Genomic DNA, 18,635 nt, shown 5'->3' with positions numbered 1-18,635 from the left:
GCATAACGTCATGGCACGGTAAAGCCGTTATGCGCAGCGGGTTTCCCGCTTGGCTGCTTGCCATTATTACTTTTACCTTTTTCGCCCTGCTGGTGGCGTTTCTTATTTTTGGCTCCTGGCATCGCCGGGTGGTGGTTAGCGGTGAACTGGTTTCAGCGCCACGCGCCGTCACGTTATATTCCAGCTGGCAGGGCATTATTGAACGCAGTTTTGTTCTACCCGGAGAGGTCGTCAAAAAGGGCACACCGCTTTATGAAATCAATATCGATCGCACTATCGCCACGGGTGCGTTTAGTACTATCCAAAAAGAAAATATTCAAAAACGGATTGCAGCACTAGACAGCATCATTTTACGCGTGAAACAAAATAAGGCGATCGCTCTCGCAACGTTGAGGAAACAAAAAGCGAGCTATGAATCCGCGCTGGAGCATTCGCAAAAAATATTAGCCAGCGCCCGCGCCGGACTCAAAAACACCCGGCAGAATATGGAAAGCTACCAAAGCCACCTGCGAAGAGGGTTGATAACCAAAGATCAGCTGACGAACCAGGTCTCACTTCATCATCAGCAGCAAATTAACCTGTTAAACATCAGCACTCAGCATGAGCAAAATACGCTGCAAAACATGCTGCTGACCAGCACGTTGCAAACGCAGGCAACAGACTTTGATAACCAGCTTTTTGAGCTTGAAATTCAAAGAGGCGAATTATTAAGCCAGCGGGCGAGTGCCGAAGCTGATGGCACAGTGGTTGTTACCTCGCCCGTGGAGGGCAAAATTGAAACAACGGGCGTTATTGTTGGCCAAACTATCAGGAACGGCGACTGCCTGGCGCAAATCATCCCGGGAAATGTCAGCCACTACACGTTAGTGCTCTGGGTTCCCGCCTATGCCGTTCCTTATATTGCGCCGGGGGATACCGTGAACGTTCGCTACGCGGCCTTTCCTGCTGAAAAGTTTGGCCAGTTTTTTAGCACCATCCAGTCAATCTCCGAACTTCCTGTGCCGGTACAGGAAATGGCGACCTGGCCTTCCGCCAAAGAAAAAATGGCCGATCCCTCTGAGACCTGGTTCAAGCTCATCGTAAAACCGCAAAACACGCTTTTTCATTATCGCGATAAGACTTTTCTGCCGCAAAACGGGATGCGCGCGAGCGGCGTTTTATTTCTGGAAAAGAGAAGCCTTATCGAATGGGTGCTTTCTCCGCTTTCGCGCATCAAAAACGATACTTCAGGGCCAGTAGATGGAAAATAAACCTCCTTTTTCAGGCATTCAGGGGCTGAATCTAAGGCTGCGCCGAAAAGTGCCGGTGATATTGCAAAGCGAGTCGAGCGAATGCGGGCTGGCCTGTCTGGCGATGGTAGCCTCATGGCATGGCAAACAGACAAATATCCTGTCCCTGCGCCAGGAACACGGTATTTCTCTACATGGCTGCACGCTTGATACGCTTGCGCAAATTTCCGGGGAGCTGGGAATGGCTTCCAGAGCGCTTTTTGTTGAACCCGACGAGCTGCATAAGCTTTCGCTGCCGTGCATCCTGCACTGGGAATTCAACCATTTTGTGGTACTCACCCGGGTTAAAGGCAATAAAATTACCCTGCACGATCCCGCCGCCGGGCTAAAGGTTATGAAGCCCGAGGCGTTTTCAAAATCTTTTACCGGCGTTGCCTTTGAGCTGTGGCCCGGCGTGGAATTTACCCGCAGGGTTGAGAAGCCAAAGATGAAAACGCTCGATCTGTTACGTAATATCAGCAGGTTAAAAAGCGTACTGAGCAAGCTTTTTCTCCTGTCTCTGATGATTGAGTTTATTAGTCTGCTGCTTCCCATTGGCACCCAGCTCATCATGGACCATGTGATACCTGAAAACGATCGCAGCCTGCTGACGGTTATCTGTCTTGGACTGATGCTGATGACCCTGCTGCAAACCGGCATCAGCTTATGGCGCCACTGGGCGATTATCACTATCAATGCCACAACGGATTTGCAGTGGAAAGACGGACTTTTTCGCCATCTGGTGGGCCTGCCGTTAGCCTGGTTTGAAAAACGCAAGCTTGGCGACATCCAGTCACGTTATTTTTCCATCGATACCATTCGCGACACCTTTATTACCGAAATTACCGGCGGGATAGTGAGTTTTCTTATCGTCAGCGGCTCGCTGGCGCTTTTATTTTTTTATGGCGGCACCTTAAGCTTCATCGCCGTAGCCTTTACGCTGATTTATATTCTTATCCGCTTAATGACGTGGCCGGTTTACCGGCAAATGTCGGAAGAGCTGTTAGTCAAAGATGCCAGCGCAAATTCGTATCTGACCGAGACGCTATTTAGTATTGCCACTGTTCGTTCTCAGGGGCTGGAAGAGAAACGATGCCGCAATATGATGAATTTGAACGTCAACACGACCAACTCCTCCATCATGCTGGCAAAGTTTGACATGACTTTTACCCTGCTGGGGACACTGATTGGCACCTGCGAGTACATTATAATCCTCTGGCTTGGCGTCACGCGCGTTTTAGACAATCAGATGACGCTGGGAGCCTGGATAGCCTTTGGAACTTTCCGCGCCCTGTTTTCCGATCGCGCTCTTGCCTTCACCGATACTTTGCTGAATCTGCGCATGCTTTCTTTACACAATGAACGGGTAGCGGACATCGCCTTGTCGTCCACAGAGCCTGCAACACCCGCCCGCAAGCTTTTCCCGGCGGGAAAGGCGCTGAGTCTTACAACGAGGAAGTTAACTTTTCGCTATGACAAATACGCCCCGTTGGTGATAAACGAGCTGGATTTATCTATTAACGCCGGTGAAAGCGTAGCGATTGTCGGCCCTTCCGGATGCGGAAAAAGCACGCTAATGAGGCTGCTTTGTGGCCTGACGGCACCTGAGAGCGGCAGGATTATCGTCGACGGTCGGGATGCTCATCAGGCAGGTATAAACAATTATCGCTGCGCCATTGCGAGCATTCTTCAGGATGACAAATTGTTGTCCGGCTCGCTGCGCAGCAATATCTCAGGCTTCCGTCAGGAGATTGACGAACACTGGCTCATCGAATGCGCAAAGCTCAGCAATATCCATGACGATATTTCAGCATTGCCAATGGGTTATGACACGCTGGTCGGTGAGTTAGGTGAGGGCCTGTCCGGCGGACAAAAACAGCGTTTGTTTATTGCTCGTGCGCTCTACAGCCGCCCCGGTATTCTGTTTATGGATGAGGCCACCAGCCATCTGGATGAAGAAAATGAACATCTAATCAATCAGGCCATTGCAAATCTCGGTATGACGCGAGTTCTTGTTGCCTATCGTCCTTCCACCATCGCCTCAGCCCATCGGGTGATTAGGCTATGAGTATAATCGCCCTGTACATGAGGTGGTTTCTGGCAACAATAAGCGCTACAATTCCCGCCCTAAAATTGGGGTAATCCCAAAACTTTGCTATCACCGCTTCATCAGGTGAAGCGGTTCTGACCTGACATCAGACCGGGAACATCATGTTTAAACCAGAGCTTTTATCGCCAGCGGGAACGCTGAAAAATATGCGTTACGCTTTTGCCTATGGCGCAGATGCCGTTTACGCAGGCCAGCCGCGGTACAGCCTGCGCGTGCGTAACAACGAGTTCAACCACGAAAATCTGCAGCTCGGCATCAACGAAGCCCACGAGCTGGGTAAAAAATTCTACGTCGTGGTTAACATCGCCCCGCACAACGCCAAGCTGAAAACTTTTATCCGCGATTTGAAACCCGTGGTCGAGATGGGTCCGGACGCGCTGATCATGTCCGATCCGGGTTTGATTATGCTGGTACGCGAAGCTTTCCCGCAGATGGATATCCATCTGTCCGTGCAGGCAAACGCCGTTAACTGGGCAACGGTGAAATTCTGGAAACAGATGGGCCTTACCCGCGTCATTCTCTCGCGCGAACTGTCCTTAGATGAAATAGCAGAAATTCGTGAACAGGTGCCAGAAATGGAGCTTGAAATCTTCGTTCACGGTGCGCTGTGCATGGCTTATTCCGGCCGCTGCCTGCTTTCAGGGTATATCAACAAGCGCGATCCTAATCAGGGAACCTGCACCAACGCCTGCCGTTGGGAATACAAAGTGGAAGAAGGCAAAGAAGATGAGGTGGGCAATATCGTCCATGTTCACGAGCCTATCCCGGTGCAAAATATCGAACCCACGCTGGGCATAGGCGCGCCAACCGATAAAGTCTTCATGATGGAAGAAGCAAAACGCCCAGGCGAGTATATGACCGCGTTTGAAGACGAGCACGGCACCTATATCATGAACTCTAAGGATCTGCGTGCTATCGAACACGTGGAACGCCTGACGAAAATGGGCGTGCACTCCTTAAAAATCGAAGGCCGCACCAAATCCTATTACTACTGCGCGCGTACCGCCCAGGTTTATCGCCGCGCAATTGATGACGCAGCGGCAGGTAAACCTTTCGACCCAACGCTTCTGCAAACTTTAGAAGGGCTGGCGCACCGCGGCTATACCGAAGGCTTCCTGCGTCGCCACACGCATGAAAGTCATCAGAATTACGAATACGGCCATTCCATTTCCGAGCGCCAGCAGTTTGTCGGCGAATTCACCGGCGAACGCCGGGGCGATCTGGCGGCGGTTGCGGTGAAAAACAAATTCCTGCTCGGCGACAGCCTTGAGTTAATGACCCCGCAGGGCAACGTGACTTTCACGCTGGAAGTATTAGAAAACGCAAAAGCCCAGCCGATTGACGTGGCGCCAGGGGACGGCCACACCGTATGGTTGCCTGTGCCGCAGGATGTATCGCTGGATTATGCGCTGTTAATGCGTAATCTGGCAGGTCAGACCACCCGCAATCCGCACGGTAACTAGTTCATTTGGATTATTTTTTCATAGTGGGATAATTCTTAGAAATCGATCACACACCGTTCGGCTTGAGTTGGTTATTATCGCCGGGCTGAAAAACATAACCCATAAATGCTAGTTGTACCAGGAACCACCTCCTTGGCCTGCTCGATCTCCCTCGCGCAGGCCTTCTTTTTTGTCGCTAATTCGGTGCGTTCTTACCCTCCCGCGCCTTTCATGCGATACACTTTCTTCATCTTTGATCTTCCTGAGGTAAACCATGGAGAAGTTTCCGATAACGCTTGTGATCCTCAACGGCAAGGGCGCCAATCTTCCAGAATTGCGTAGCGCGATCGGCGTAATGCGCGAAGAAGGCTACACGCTGCATATTCGCGTCACCTGGGAACAGGGCGATGCCGCACGTTATGTGGATGAAGCCATTGAGCTTGGCGTGGAAACGGTAGTTGCGGGCGGAGGAGACGGCACCATCAATGAAGTGGCGACTGCGCTTGCACAACGCGATCCGGCTCGCCGCCCGGTGCTGGGTATTTTACCGCTGGGAACAGCAAATGATTTTGCCACCAGCATCGGCATTCCCGTTGAGCTGGATAAAGCCCTGCAACTGGCAATGGTAGGTCGCGCTTTTGATATCGACCTGGTTGAGGTTAATAAAACGGCCTTCTTTATCAATATGGCGACGGGCGGATTTGGCACGCGTATCACCACCGAAACGCCGGAAAGACTGAAAGCCGCGCTTGGCGGCGTTTCTTATTTTATTCACGGCTTGCTGCGTATGGACACGCTAAAACCCGACCGCTGCGAAATCCGCGGAGAGAATTTTTCCTGGGAAGGCGATGCGCTGGCGATAGGGATCGGCAACGGACGCCAGGCCGGCGGCGGCCAACAGCTTTGCCCGCAGGCGCTTATTAATGATGGCCTGCTGGATCTGCGTATTTTTACCGGCGAAGAGCTGCTGCCGGCGTTATTAACGACGATTACCCGCCCGGAGGAAAGCCCGAATATTATCGACGGGCAATCCTCGTGGTTTGAAATCAGCGCGCCGCACGAAATCACATTTAATCTCGACGGCGAGCCGCTGAAGGGGCGAGAGTTTCGCATCGACGTTCACCCAAATGCTCTGAGCTGCCGTTTACCGCCAAACTGCCCGTTACTGGGTTAGCGGCAAACATCAGCCGAGAAAAAGCCATAGGGTGTACGTACTATTACGCGATGCTCACCTTAGTATCCAGGTAAACATCCTGCACGGCGTTAATCAGCTTCACGCCTTCGGACATGGACTTTTTGAATGCCTTGCGGCCCAGAATCAGCCCCATACCGCCCGCGCGTTTGTTGATGACGGCGGTACGCACGGCATCCGTAAGGTCGGTTTCTCCGCCCGCCGCGCCCCCGGAGTTGATCAATCCGGCGCGGCCCATATAGCAGTTGGCCAGTTGATAACGCACCAGATCGATTGGGTTATCGCTGGTCAGTTTGGTATACACACGGTCGTCAGTGTAGCCAAAGTTAACCGCTTTGTAGCCGCCGTTATTTTCGGCCATTTTCTGCTTAACGATATCCGCGCCAATAGTGGCAGCAAGATGGTTCGCCTGCCCGGTAAGGTCGGCGCTGACGTGGTAATCCACTCCATCTTTTTTGAAGTCCGGGTTACGTAAATACGCCCACAGCACGGTGACCATGCCAAGCTCATGGGCACGTTCAAACGCAATGGAGATTTCTTCAATTTGTCGCCGCGATTCAGGCGAGCCGAAGTAAATCGTTGCCCCCACCGCCACAGCGCCCATATTGAACGCCTGTTCAACGCTTGCGTACAGCGTTTGATCGAAAGTATTTGGATAGCTCAGCGTTTCGTTATGGTTAAGCTTAACGAGGAAGGGAATACGGTGAGCGTAACGGCGAGATACCGATGCAAGCATGCCATAGGTGGATGCCACGCAGTTACAGCCCGCTTCAATGGCCAGCTCAACAATGTTTTTTGGATCGAAATAGAGAGGATTCGCCGCAAAAGACGCACCCGCTGAGTGCTCGACGCCCTGGTCAACCGGCAAAATAGAAAGGTACCCCGTACCCGCCAGACGCCCTGTGTTGTAAAGCGTCTGCATATTTCGCAGCACCGCAGGCGGGCGGTTGTTGTCTATCATCACCCGATCCACATAATCCGAACCAGGCAGGTATAGCTGGTCCGCCGGAATAGTCATACAACGATGCTGTAATAAGCCGTCGGCGTCTTTGCCAAGCAACTGCGCAATATCAGTCATAATATGCTCCCGTAAGGTCCGCAGGCAGCCTGCCCGCAGAGGATGAAATTCCCGGCCCGTAGCACCTGGCGTGCCAGGGACCGAGATAATCCTGGTTCCTACTCGCAGCCTTCGCCACCCCGGGGAGCACTTTCAGCCTGTTCTGTTTTGTAACGCCGGGCGGCCACAACGTACAAAACCTGTGTTAACGGGTTGCTTGCCGTATCACCACCATTCATGAAAATGATGCACCGGACCAATCCCCCGCCCCACTTCCAGCGAATCAGCCTGTTCCAGCGCCTGAGACAGCCATTTTTTCGCCGCCAGGATAGTTTGCGGCCAGTCGCTGTAGCGTGGGCGAAGGGCGGCAAGCGCCGCAGAAAGTGTGCAACCCGTGCCGTGAGTATTCCGTGTTTGTACACGCGGCGCGGTAAAACGCTGCGCGCCCTGATGGGTAAATAGCCAGTCAGGACTTTCGGCATCATCAAGATGCCCGCCTTTCATCAGTACGGCCTGGCAACCCATGCCCAGTAGCGCATCGCCTTGCTCTTTCATTTCTCGTTCATTACGGGCGTGCGGCGCATCGAGCAGCGCAGCCGCTTCAGGCAGATTTGGCGTGATCAGCGCTACCTGCGGTAATAAACGACGGCGCAGGCTTTCCACCGCAGAAGGGGCAAGCAGCGGATCGCCGCTTTTCGCCAGCATCACCGTGTCCAGTACTACGTTTTGCGCTTTGTAATAAGCAAGGCGTTCGGCCACCGCCTCAACAATATCCGTTTCGGCCAGCATGCCGATTTTGGTGGTATCGATACGCACATCGCTCAGTACCGAGTCAAGCTGGGCTGCGACAAAACCTGGTTCGATGCGATAAACCGACTGCACGCCACGCGTGTTTTGCGCCACCAGCGCGGTGATCACGCTGGTGCCGTAAGCGCCTAACGCCGAAAAAGTTTTCAGATCGGCCTGGATACCCGCGCCCCCGCTTGGATCGGTGCCGGCAATGGTTAACGCATTAATTCGCTTCATGCCTTTCATGCCAGCGCCTCCTCGTTAAGAAGATAAAGCGCATCCAGAAACGCCGGGCTAAAACTGCCGGGGCCACGACCGGCGGCAATTGCTCGTCTGCCCGCAAACTTCATAAAACGACAGGCGGCGGCAACGTTATCCAGCCGGGAACCCGACAGCGAACAGCAAGCCGCGACGACGGCGGAAAGCGCGCATCCTGTGCCTACTACGCGAGTCATCAATATGTCTCCGCCCGCAACCGCCCATGAATTAACGCCATCTGTAACGTAATCAAGCTCGCCGGTAACCGCCACAATCGCGCCGGTTAGCTGTGCAAGATGCAGCGCTGCCGGTAATGCGCTGGAAGAATCGGAAGTGCTATCCACCCCTCGCCCTCCCGCAGCATCTCCGGCAAGCACGAGAATTTCAGACGCGTTGCCACGAATAGCGGCAGGACGTAAAGAGAGAATGTCACGGGCGAACTGCGTACGGAACGAAAGCCCGCCAACGGCCACGGGATCGAGCACCCACGGCGTGGAGGAATCATTGGCCGCATGGATAGCGGCAAGCATTGCGCGGCTGCGTTCTGCCGTGAGCGTACCGATATTAATAAGCAGTGAGTCGGCCACGGGGCTAAACTGCGCGGCCTCTTCAGCTTCAATCACCATAGCTGGCGACGCACCGATGGCGAGCAGAACGTTAGCGGTAAAATTTTGCACCACATCGTTCGTCATGCAGTGAACCAGAGGAGAAGAAAGGCGCAGATTGTGTAAAACAGACGCGGCGCGATGGCCGGGTAGCAGGTCAGGTTGCATAACAGGCTCCTGTCCGGCGTGAAGAAGGGATGCGGACAGGCATCTGACTTCCCTACGCTGGCATTATCCAGATCAGGTGGTACGGGTATTTCTCAGCCTTCACAAAGAAGGGCACCCCGAGTCATTTGAATCAAAAGTTGCGCTTAACGCCCCTTTAATCGTCGAGCAGGATAATACCCACGAGAAGTCTTGTAAATGCGCTTTTAGCGCGCTGTTTGTAACATGTATCGCTTGTCTAAAGCCGGAACTGCGTAAGTATCTGCGGAGAATAGCCCAACAGACTTGCTGATAAACCAGACCCAATCTCCTGCGGTAATGATTCAGGAGATCGGGCAACGGATTGAGTCAGACAAACAGAACTATTCTTCCTGTGAATAATAGGTATCCTTAGCCGGTTGCTTACAAATAGTTGTTTTTCGAATCCCCGGGTACATCCTTCTATGCAAAAAATGTTAAGAGTGCCGTTGTTACTGGCATTATTGTCCTGTTTGATGCTCACGCCGTTCCTTTCTCAGGCGGATGAAAGCACCGGGCAAACCGGCGTTGAACAGCCGGTAAAAGTCAATGCCAGCACCGAGTTGCCTGCGTTGCAAAAACGTCTGGATTCCTTAAAGCAGCGGGTTTCTACCGCGAAGGCCGATAAGCAGTTCACCGCCCTGAATGACGACGCGCAGAAGCTCGTTAGCGATGCCGATAAGCTGGCCGTGGCGCTTGCCCCGCAGTTGACTCAGGTTCAGGCCCAACTGGATGTTCTGGGCCCGGCGCCAGCGCCGGGTACGCTGACGGAAACCCCGCAGGTCATCAGCCAGCGTAAACAGCTAAACAACAGCAAAACGCTTCTCACCGCGCAAATTGAGCAAACCAAAGCCATCGCCGTGGGCGCGCAAAACCTGTCGTCACAAATCTCCGGCCTGCGTCGCGACGCGCTTAAAACGCAGATAGCCCTGAATACCGGCAGCATTTTAAGTGAGAAATTCTGGACGCCGCTGCTTGACCCAAGTGATAAAGACGCCAATCGTTTTAGCGAATTTGACTCGCAGGTCAGCGATGCCTGGCAGCAGGCATGGGAAGATGAGTGGCGTTTCGGCACCGGCTTCTATCTGCTGTTGGCGCTGGGCATTGGCCTGTTCGGACGCAGAGCGCTGGACGCGCCGATTAACTGGATCCTGCCGCGCTGGCTGCCGCAGGGACGTTTTCGTCGCAGCTTCCTTGCCTGTTTCACCACCCTGAGCACCATGCTGACGCTGGGCATCAGCATGCAGCTCCTTTGCTATATTTTTACACGCCTGCCGGACACCTCTGAACAGGTGCTTGAATTTGCCGGGCAGCTTGTTGAGCTTACCTATTTCTCGGCAATCATTGCCGGTCTGGGTATTGCCTTACTGTCCAATCGCCACCCGACCTGGCGTTTGCCGGGCATTGCCGATCCGCTGGCCAAAACGCTGGCCTCGTTCCCCATCCTGCTGGCGACGTTTATCTTTATTTTCGGCACCATCGAACAGTTGAACGCGCTGGTTGGGGCAAGCATTGACGCGACGCTGTTCGGCAATGGCTTATCGGCGCTGCTGGTCGCCATAAACTGCCTCGTCGCCCCCATTCGCGTTAACCGTATGCGCCGTAAAATGCGCGCGGAAGGCGAGCAAACCGAAGCTCGCTCCACGCTTGCAGGCATTATCCATCTGATTATTAGCCTGACGGCCTTCGTTATCCTTCTGGCGCTGTTGATCGGCTATATCCCGCTGGCGCGTTTTGTGACCTTCGAGCTGTTATGGATTGGTCTGGTGGTTAGCTGTTTGTATCTGCTTATTCACTTCGTGGTGGATTTGTGCGAGAGCGTGTTTTCGCCAACCACCCACAGCGGCAAAATCCTTAAAAGCACGCTGAGCGTTAACGATCGTCATCTGTCGCTCGCCGCCACCTTGTTTTCCGCAGTAGGCAAAACATCCCTGCTGTTGATGGCCGCCGTTGCGCTGCTTAACGGCACATTCGGGACCACCACGCCGCTGGAACTGCTTGGCAAAATCGTGGATATCTGGGGCGGTAAAGGCCTTGAAGGGATGAGCATTATCCCGGCGCACGCGGTAAATGCCCTGCTGTGCCTGGTGATTGGCTGGTATGTTCTGCGTTCCACGCGACGCTGGCTGGATAACGATTTCCTGCCGAAAACCATGATGGACAGAGGGCTTCGCGCTTCGCTGGTGACGCTGTTCACCAACGTAGGCTACGTGCTCATCATCATGCTGACGCTCTCGATGCTGGGCATCGAGTGGAACAAGCTGGCATGGATTGTCAGCGCCCTGTCGGTAGGTATTGGTTTTGGTTTGCAGGAGATAGTGAAGAACTTTATCTCCGGTCTTATTTTGCTCACCGAACGGCCGGTAAAAGTGGGCGATTTGGTCAGCATCAGCGGTGTGGAGGGTGATATTCGTCGCATCAACGTGCGCGCCACCGAAATCCAGCTTGGGGATAAATCCACGGTAATCGTGCCGAATTCGCAGCTCATCTCCCAGAACGTACGTAACGCCACGATGGGCAATGCGCAAGGCGTAGCCACTATTTCGCTCACTTTCCCGCTGGATATCGACCCGGAACAGGTGCGCAATTTACTGCTCGAAGCCTATACCCTGCATGAATCCATTCTGGAAAACCCGCCGCCGTCGGTGAGCTTTAAAGAACTGGGGCCTACCGGGATTGTACTGAGCGTGACCGGCTACGTGAACAGCCCGCGCATGGTCAGCTCAACGCGCAGCGATCTGCTGTATGAAATTCTCAAAATGCTGCGCGCTGCGAATATCAGCCTCAGCCAGACGCAAACCATGATTCTCGAACAGCCTGCAAACAAGCTGTCAACGGCGGAATAACAGTTCGGGTCACGGCGATATGGCGTACGTGACCCGCCTTTCCTTTCGAACGTAATCATAAAAAAATCAACTGAAAGCCGTTAATTTTTAGTCATAATTATTAAGAATCTTCCTCACCAGACACATTCACCAGTTTGATTTAAGTCAACATCGCATCGCCAGTTCGGCAACATTATCTCTCTCCGCAAATATTACATTGTGTATATTTCTGACATGTAATGATGAGAATATTTATTATTTAACAAGAGAAGTAATAATGAACAAATTGAAAATGATGGCGTTAGTACTGGGTTTTATCACTTTTTCTGCCAGCGCAGCGTTACCGCTGTTTAACGGTAAAGGACATCCCGGGGATGTGCATATTGATGAGGACGGCCCGGTTTACCTGAACGGCAAAGAGATGAATCTTAAGAAGGTGAGTGACAACTTCTATGAAGCACGCGGTCAGGGCGTTGTGTTGTCTATTTCTGTTAATCCGGACGGCAGCGCCTCAGTAAGCTGGAACGGTAAGAATCGTGCCCACGGTGAAATCCTGCCGGAAGATAAAAAAGCGATGCAGGGTCCTTCCGGCCGCGAACTGGATTGCTCGCGCGCTGACCTGACCTCTGCTGAAGCGAAAGCCTGCCAGTAAAAAACGGTCACGGAGGACCGATTTTAAGTATTTCATGAACAGAAAATAGTTAATTAAGCCAGCGAAACGGATATATTCTGAGGATTTTATTTGCTACTTAATGAAATTTTTCATCGAGTTAAAACTATTTTTTAAATACAGCGCATTGAAACTCAACAGTAAGATATACCGCTTCGCTCGCGGTAAACAGGGTAAATAACTATACTTCTAACGTAGCAAAATGCTACTTAACCTGGTGGAGTTAATGATGACAAACTTTATTTTGCAGGTCTCGAAAGATCAGCCGAAGAAGCCGGAAAAAACACCTAAAAACGACGATAAGAAACCTAAACAAAACCAGAAATGAGTTTTGCTTAGCTATATTAACGCAGGTTTTTGTTGGAGGTTTTTATGTCCGAACGCCCTGATTTCGTTGATCCGCTTCCTGATGATGAACCCGTTCCTCGTGTCCCTGACGAAGAACCGTTGCCGGATGATTTCGATCCTGAAGACCCAGACGAAATTATTGAGCCCGGCGATCCTGCAAGGCCGTTATAGTTAATTTGATAAGCCGCAAGGGAGAAATGCTCTTTTGAAAATTGAACAATTCTCCGGCGGCTTTCAGTATTAATTTGCTAAACCCGTCCTTCAAAGAATTTAAATTAAGGACTAGCGTTTAATATTACACCGTCTTTCCCATCCTCACTTTCAATGCTGAAAATAGGGAGATCTGTCATGATAGATCATCACAATCCTGATAACAGAGATTATGACCTTGCCTATGCCAGGCGTAATTATTTTCCGCTAAAACGTATTTCCTGGAGCGCTATTTTTGCCGGCGTGGTGGTTTCCATGGTGGTTTATTTGCTGCTCGCGATTCTGGGTACGGCAATTGGTACAACCACAATAGATCCGTTAAAAGAGCAAAACCCTCTCGACGGCATTGGTACAGGTGCTGCCATCTGGACCGGATTAAGTATGTTGATTGCTATTGCTGCCGGGGGATTTATCAGCGGGCGGCTGGCTCATCGTGAAGGTGCGTTGCATGGCGTTTTGATGTTTGGCGTTAATACCTTGATTTGTACATGGTTCCTGGTTTCGCTGGCTAACACCGCTATGAGTGGAGCGGCAAATATCGCTGGTGCGGGTCTGCAAACCCTGGGCAGCGGAATTTCTGCCGTCGCCCCCTCGGTGACAGAGATGGCAAAAGATAAGCTTGCAGAAAACAATATTAACCTTGATAGCCTGCAAAACGAGCTTGAAACAACGTTACGGCAAACGGGCAAGCCGGAGCTGCAGCCGGAAGCCTTACAAAACCAGGCGCAAAGCGAAGGAAATCAGGCGCAGAATCAGGTAAATCAGGGCGGCGATATCACAAGCTTTATTAAAGGTCTGGCTGACAGAAATGAAGCGACCTTCCAGGCAGCCGATCGCGAGGCGCTGAAAAACATTATTGTCGCCAGAACAGGTAAAACGGATGCCGAAGCCGAGCAGATAGTCAATCAGACTGAGAAAAATTATCAGGCTGCCCGGGCTAAATACGAGGAGCTGAAGAAAGAGGCCGAGCAAAAAGCTCGAGAAGCAGCAGATAAGGCCGCCGCTGCCACAGCGAAAGCAAGCTGGTTCACCTTCTTCATGCTTATTATTGAAGTTATTCTTGCCGGTGCGATGGGGATGCTTGGTCGCCGTTCACAGCCAGAGGTTGTGGTTGCTTCCGACCGTCCTTTATAGCAATAAATCTGAGGTAAGGCTGGTTTCTAAGGGCGGGTAGCGTTTTGCTTACCCGCCCTGCTATTTTCATTTCCAGGCGGGATAGCTGCCGGCAATAATTTACTTCTTCTGCACTCGCGCAGTTAAGCCACGCAGGAAATAACGCAGGAACTGATCGCCGCATTCGCGAAAATTCTTATGCTCCGGCGCACGCATCATGGCGGTAATTTCCGGCATGGAAATCCGGAACTCCTGCGAAGTCAGGATTTCCAGCACGTCATCGCTTTTGAGATCGAAGGCAATACGCAGCTTTTTCAGAATGATGTTATTGGTCATCTTGCGTTCGATTTTTGGCGCGGGTTTGCTTTCGTCTTTGCCACGACGGAAGTAAATCAGGCCGTTTAAGAAGTTTGCCATCAGGATATCCGGGCAGAGCTTAAAATTCTCTTCGTCTTCCTTTTTGGTCCAGGTGACGATTTGCTCGGCGGTAACCGCGGTATCTGTCAGGGCGAAAATTTTCACCATGTCATTATTGTTCAGGTTCAGCATGTAGCGCACGCTGCGTAATACGTCGTTATTCATCATGGTGAGTATCTCTCGTTCAAACTCTCGAAAAGCGGGCAGTATATAGAGAAGCAGGGATATTGTAATAAAAACTACACCGCTTTTAACCCCTGCGCCTCCTGCAATGTGTTTGTTTCAATAAAATCTGAAGGAATATGTCGTGTTGATTCGAGCCTGGACTGAAAGCGATCGTCCATTTTTGAGAACATTGTATCTGCATACCCGACGTGAAGCCTGGCCGTGGCTGGACGGTAGCGCCTGGCGCCTGGAGGACTTCGATGAAGCGACCAAAGATGAGCAAATCTGGGTAGCGGAAGAAGACGGACACCGGCTGGGTTTTGCTTCTGTATGGGTGAATGACAATTTTTTGCACAACCTGTTCGTAGCACCAGGGCAAAATGGACGCGGCGTAGGTCATGCCCTACTGGAAAAAGTGCAGTCGGAATTTAGCAGCACGGGCGCGTTGAAATGCCTGGTGAAGAATCTGCACGCGGTGGAGTTTTATCAACGACACGGCTGGCGAATTGAAGCCCGTGGTGAAGGGCCGGACGGGGAATATTTCTTAATGCACTTTGTGGTTTGAAGAGTGGATGGCGCTTTCCCACCCTGCACTACAATTTATAGGGCGGATAAGCGCAAGCGCCATCCGCCAAAGGAAGGTTAAACGGCTCTGAAAGCAATATCCGCCGGAATGACTTCGCCCTGCCAGTAAATCTGAGCCGCTACGCGTCCTGCAAGCTGGCGATAAATAGCGGTGAACTCGCTATCCGGCCGGCTGATTACCGTTGGTTTACCGGTATCCAGGTCTTCACGCAGCGTGATATGCAGCGGCATCTGCCCTAACAGAGCAACGTGATACTGATCCGCCAGCTTCTGCGCACCGCCGGTGCCGAAGATTGGCTCATGATGTCCGCAGTTGCTGCAGATATGCATGCTCATATTCTCAACGATACCCAGCACCGGCACATCGACTTTTTCGAACATCACAATGCCTTTGCGGGCGTCAATTAGCGCGATGTCCTGCGGCGTGGTAACGACCACCGCCCCCGTTACCGGGATGTTTTGCGCAAGGGTGAGCTGAATATCGCCGGTGCCCGGCGGCATATCCAGCACCAGATAATCCAGATCCGGCCACATCGTTTCTTGCAGCATCTGCATCAGTGCTTTGCTCGCCATTGGACCACGCCACACCATGGCGTTTTCATCCGTGACCAGATAACCGATGGAGTTGGTCGCAAGACCATGCGCTGAAATTGGCGTCATGTGCGTGCCATCCGGAGAGGTTGGACGTTCGTGCTCGGCGCCGAGCATGGCTGGAATCGACGGACCATAGATATCCGCATCCAGAATCCCGACTTTCGCCCCTTCGGCCGACAGCGCCAGCGCCAGGTTAACCGCGGTGCTCGACTTACCGACCCCGCCTTTGCCCGAGCTTACGGCGATAATATTTTTCACGCCGTTAATACCGGGATGGTTTTTCACGCGCTTCATAGTGGCGATGTTATGGCTGAGTTTCCAGTCCACGGCTTTCGCGCCGGTGATGCGCAGCAAATCTGAGCTGCACTGCTCCTGCAGCGCTTCAAAACCGCTTTTCCACACAAACGGCATTAACAGCTCAACGTGCAGCGTATCGTCAAGCATGGCGACATGATGCAGGGCTTTAAGCGCGGTGAGATTGTGCTTCAAGGTTGGGTGCTGAAAATTGGCCAGCGTCCCGGCGACCATTGCGCGCAATTGCTCGGGGGATTTACTTGCCTGGGATTGAGAGTTCATCCCGACTCCTTATGTTTTGGCGTACATTGCAGTTTGTTAAGCATACCAGATGCCGTAAGGGGCGATAAAATTTCCTTGTGCACCTTGTGTGGTTTACCGCAGGGCGGGCTTTCGGTTAACATCAAAGCCCTTTTCTCTTTAGAAGATGCAATTCCTACTATGGCTCATGTCGCGAAAAAATTATTGGTAACGTGCGCACTTCCGTACGCTAACGGCTCAATCCACCTCGGTCACATGCTGGAGCACATTCAGGCTGACGTCTGGGTCCGTTACCAACGAATGCGCGGCAACACGGTCAACTTCATCTGCGCGGACGACGCGCACGGCACGCCTATCATGCTGAAAGCTCAGCAGTTGGGCATCACCCCGGAACAGATGATTGGCGAAATGAGCCAGGAGCATCAGACTGATTTCGCTGGCTTTAATATCAGCTATGACAACTATCACTCCACGCACAGCGATGAAAACCGTGAGCTTGCGTCGGTGATTTATGGTCGTCTGAAAGAGAACGGTTTTATTAAAAACCGCACCATTTCCCAGCTTTACGATCCGGAAAAAGGCATGTTCCTGCCGGACCGTTTCGTAAAAGGCACCTGCCCGAAATGTAAGTCGCCGGATCAATACGGCGATAACTGCGAAGTATGCGGCGCAACCTACAGCCCAACCGAGCTTATCGACCCGAAATCCGTGGTTTCCGGCGCGACGCCTGAAATGCGCGATTCCGAACACTTCTTCTTCGACCTGCCGTCGTTTAGCGAAATGCTGCAGGCCTGGACCCGCAGCGGTGCGCTGCAGGAGCAGGTAGCGAATAAGATGCAGGAGTGGTTCGAATCAGGCCTGCAACAGTGGGATATCTCCCGCGACGCCCCCTACTTTGGCTTCGAAATTCCAGACGCGCCGGGCAAATACTTCTACGTCTGGCTGGATGCGCCAATCGGTTACATGGGTTCGTTCAAAAACCTGTGCGACAAACGCGGCGACGCGGAAAGCTTCGACGAATACTGGAAGAAAGATTCCACCGCCGAGCTGTACCACTTCATCGGCAAAGATATCGTTTACTTCCACAGCCTGTTCTGGCCGGCAATGCTGGAAGGCAGCGGTTTCCGCAAGCCAACCAACCTGTTCGTGCACGGCTATGTGACGGTAAACGGCGCGAAGATGTCCAAGTCTCGCGGCACTTTCATCAAGGCCAGCACCTGGCTGAACCATTTTGACGCCGACAGCCTGCGCTATTACTACACCGCGAAGCTGTCTTCGCGCATCGATGATATCGACCTGAACCTGGAAGACTTCGTGCAGCGTGTGAATAGCGATATCGTCAACAAAGTCGTCAACCTGGCCTCCCGCAACGCGGGCTTTATCGCCAAGCGCTTCGACGGCCAACTGTCTGCTGACATCGCCGACCCGACGCTGTACAAAACCTTCACCGATGCCGCAGCAAGCATTGGCGAAGCCTGGGAAAGCCGCGAGTTTGGCCGCGCGGTGCGCGAAATCATGGCGCTTGCCGACGTGGCGAACCGCTACGTTGACGAGCAGGCTCCATGGGTGGTGGCGAAACAGGAAGGCCGCGATGCGGACCTGCAATCCATCTGCACTATGGGCATCAACATGTTCCGCGTGCTGATGACCTGGCTCACGCCGGTTCTGCCAACGCTTGCCGAACGCGCCGAAGCCTTCCTGAACTGCGAACTGACCTGGGATGCCATTCAGCAACCGCTGCTGAACCACAAGGTGAACAACTTTAAAGCGCTGTATAACCGCATCGAGATGAAGCAGGTTGACGCGCTGGTTGAAGCATCAAAAGAAGAAGTGAAAGCCGCAGCCGCACCGGCAACCGGCCCGCTGGCGGACGACCCGATTGGCGAAACCATCGCCTTTGATGATTTTGCGAAAGTGGACCTGCGCATTGCGCTGATCGAAAAAGCGGAGTTTGTGGAAGGCTCGGACAAACTGCTGCGCCTGACGCTGGATCTCGGCGGCGAGAAACGCAACGTGTTCTCCGGCATCCGCTCCGCTTACCCGGAACCGCAGAAGCTGGAAGGCCGCCTGACGGTAATGGTGGCCAATCTGGCGCCGCGAAAAATGCGCTTCGGCATTTCTGAAGGCATGGTGATGGCGGCAGGTCCTGGCGGAAAAGATATTTTCCTGTTAAGCCCGGACAGCGGCGCGCAGCCTGGTATGGCTGTTAAGTAACAAAAAAGACCCCGGCAAGCCGGGGTCTTTTTTCA

The 18,635-nt window shown here is 52.6% G+C and carries 15 protein-coding genes and 1 riboswitch; of the genes, 10 read left to right on the top strand and 5 right to left on the bottom strand.

All coding sequences use genetic code 11. The features are described 5' to 3' along the window. Positions 1-29 precede the first annotated feature (29 nt). From MUA00_RS12175 to yegS, 4 genes are all read left to right on the top strand, one after another. Entirely contained in the window at positions 30-1,250 is a 1,221-nt protein-coding gene (locus MUA00_RS12175) for an HlyD family secretion protein (protein WP_271123301.1), read from the top strand. Continuing rightward, a complete protein-coding gene (locus tag MUA00_RS12170; protein ID WP_271123300.1) occupies positions 1,240-3,336 on the top strand; it encodes a peptidase domain-containing ABC transporter in 2,097 nt (698 codons plus the stop codon). The genes MUA00_RS12175 and MUA00_RS12170 overlap by 11 nt, the downstream gene beginning before the upstream one ends. 143 nt (positions 3,337-3,479) lie before the next feature. Further along, positions 3,480-4,841, top strand: coding sequence for a prephenate-dependent tRNA uridine(34) hydroxylase TrhP (gene trhP, locus MUA00_RS12165; RefSeq protein ID WP_271123299.1), 1,362 nt, complete (start codon positions 3,480-3,482; stop codon positions 4,839-4,841). Positions 4,842-5,094: 253 nt separating this feature from the next. Then, positions 5,095-5,994, top strand: coding sequence for a lipid kinase YegS (gene yegS, locus MUA00_RS12160; protein ID WP_271123298.1), 900 nt, complete (start codon positions 5,095-5,097; stop codon positions 5,992-5,994). A gap of 43 nt (positions 5,995-6,037) precedes the next feature. Here yegS and fbaB read toward each other — a convergent pair whose 3' ends face one another. The 3 genes from fbaB to thiM form a co-directional block, all read right to left on the bottom strand. Continuing rightward, positions 6,038-7,090, bottom strand: a complete 1,053-nt coding sequence (gene fbaB, locus MUA00_RS12155) for a class I fructose-bisphosphate aldolase (RefSeq protein ID WP_271123297.1) — start codon at positions 7,088-7,090, stop codon at positions 6,038-6,040. 204 nt (positions 7,091-7,294) lie between these two features. Further along, positions 7,295-8,095 (bottom strand): bifunctional hydroxymethylpyrimidine kinase/phosphomethylpyrimidine kinase, encoded by an 801-nt coding sequence (gene thiD, locus MUA00_RS12150; protein ID WP_271123377.1) that lies wholly within the window; start codon positions 8,093-8,095, stop codon positions 7,295-7,297. Between the two features lie 5 nt (positions 8,096-8,100). Continuing rightward, positions 8,101-8,889 (bottom strand): hydroxyethylthiazole kinase, encoded by a 789-nt coding sequence (gene thiM / locus MUA00_RS12145; RefSeq protein ID WP_271123296.1) that lies wholly within the window; start codon positions 8,887-8,889, stop codon positions 8,101-8,103. Between the two features lie 32 nt (positions 8,890-8,921). Further along, positions 8,922-9,018, bottom strand: a riboswitch (TPP riboswitch). Positions 9,019-9,329: 311 nt separating this feature from the next. On the opposite strand from thiM, the gene MUA00_RS12140 reads away from it, so the two are divergent. From MUA00_RS12140 to MUA00_RS12125, 4 genes are all read left to right on the top strand, one after another. After that, complete coding sequence (locus MUA00_RS12140; protein ID WP_271123295.1) at positions 9,330-11,750, top strand: DUF3772 domain-containing protein; 2,421 nt, start codon at positions 9,330-9,332, stop codon at positions 11,748-11,750. Between the two features lie 256 nt (positions 11,751-12,006). Continuing rightward, positions 12,007-12,381 carry a hypothetical protein gene (locus MUA00_RS12135; protein WP_271123294.1) on the top strand — a complete coding sequence of 125 codons (375 nt, stop codon included), beginning with the start codon at positions 12,007-12,009 and terminating at the stop codon, positions 12,379-12,381. A gap of 390 nt (positions 12,382-12,771) precedes the next feature. Further along, a complete protein-coding gene (locus tag MUA00_RS12130; RefSeq protein ID WP_271123293.1) occupies positions 12,772-12,918 on the top strand; it encodes a hypothetical protein in 147 nt (48 codons plus the stop codon). A gap of 177 nt (positions 12,919-13,095) precedes the next feature. After that, positions 13,096-14,091: a TIGR04086 family membrane protein gene (locus MUA00_RS12125; RefSeq protein ID WP_271123292.1), complete on the top strand. Its 996-nt coding sequence runs from the start codon at positions 13,096-13,098 to the stop codon at positions 14,089-14,091. A gap of 99 nt (positions 14,092-14,190) precedes the next feature. Here MUA00_RS12125 and MUA00_RS12120 read toward each other — a convergent pair whose 3' ends face one another. Continuing rightward, a complete protein-coding gene (locus MUA00_RS12120; RefSeq protein ID WP_271123291.1) occupies positions 14,191-14,655 on the bottom strand; it encodes a YehS family protein in 465 nt (154 codons plus the stop codon). Positions 14,656-14,794: 139 nt separating this feature from the next. Between MUA00_RS12120 and MUA00_RS12115 the strand changes: the two genes are divergently transcribed. Then, positions 14,795-15,217: a GNAT family N-acetyltransferase gene (locus MUA00_RS12115; RefSeq protein WP_271123290.1), complete on the top strand. Its 423-nt coding sequence runs from the start codon at positions 14,795-14,797 to the stop codon at positions 15,215-15,217. A 77-nt stretch (positions 15,218-15,294) separates the two neighbouring features. Here the strand turns inward: MUA00_RS12115 and apbC are convergent, their stop codons facing one another. Continuing rightward, entirely contained in the window at positions 15,295-16,407 is a 1,113-nt protein-coding gene (gene apbC / locus MUA00_RS12110; protein WP_271123289.1) for an iron-sulfur cluster carrier protein ApbC, read from the bottom strand. A 159-nt stretch (positions 16,408-16,566) separates the two neighbouring features. Here apbC and metG point away from each other — a divergent pair, with 159 nt between their 5' ends. Then, a complete protein-coding gene (metG, locus tag MUA00_RS12105; protein WP_271123288.1) occupies positions 16,567-18,600 on the top strand; it encodes a methionine--tRNA ligase in 2,034 nt (677 codons plus the stop codon). Positions 18,601-18,635 lie beyond the last annotated feature (35 nt).

Origin of the sequence: Dryocola boscaweniae (assembly GCF_025215095.1) — a bacterium.
Taxonomy (GTDB): Bacteria; Pseudomonadota; Gammaproteobacteria; order Enterobacterales; family Enterobacteriaceae; genus Dryocola; species Dryocola boscaweniae.
The sequence above is the reverse complement of the archived record's forward strand: the minus strand, read 5'-3'. Positions and strand labels throughout refer to the sequence as shown.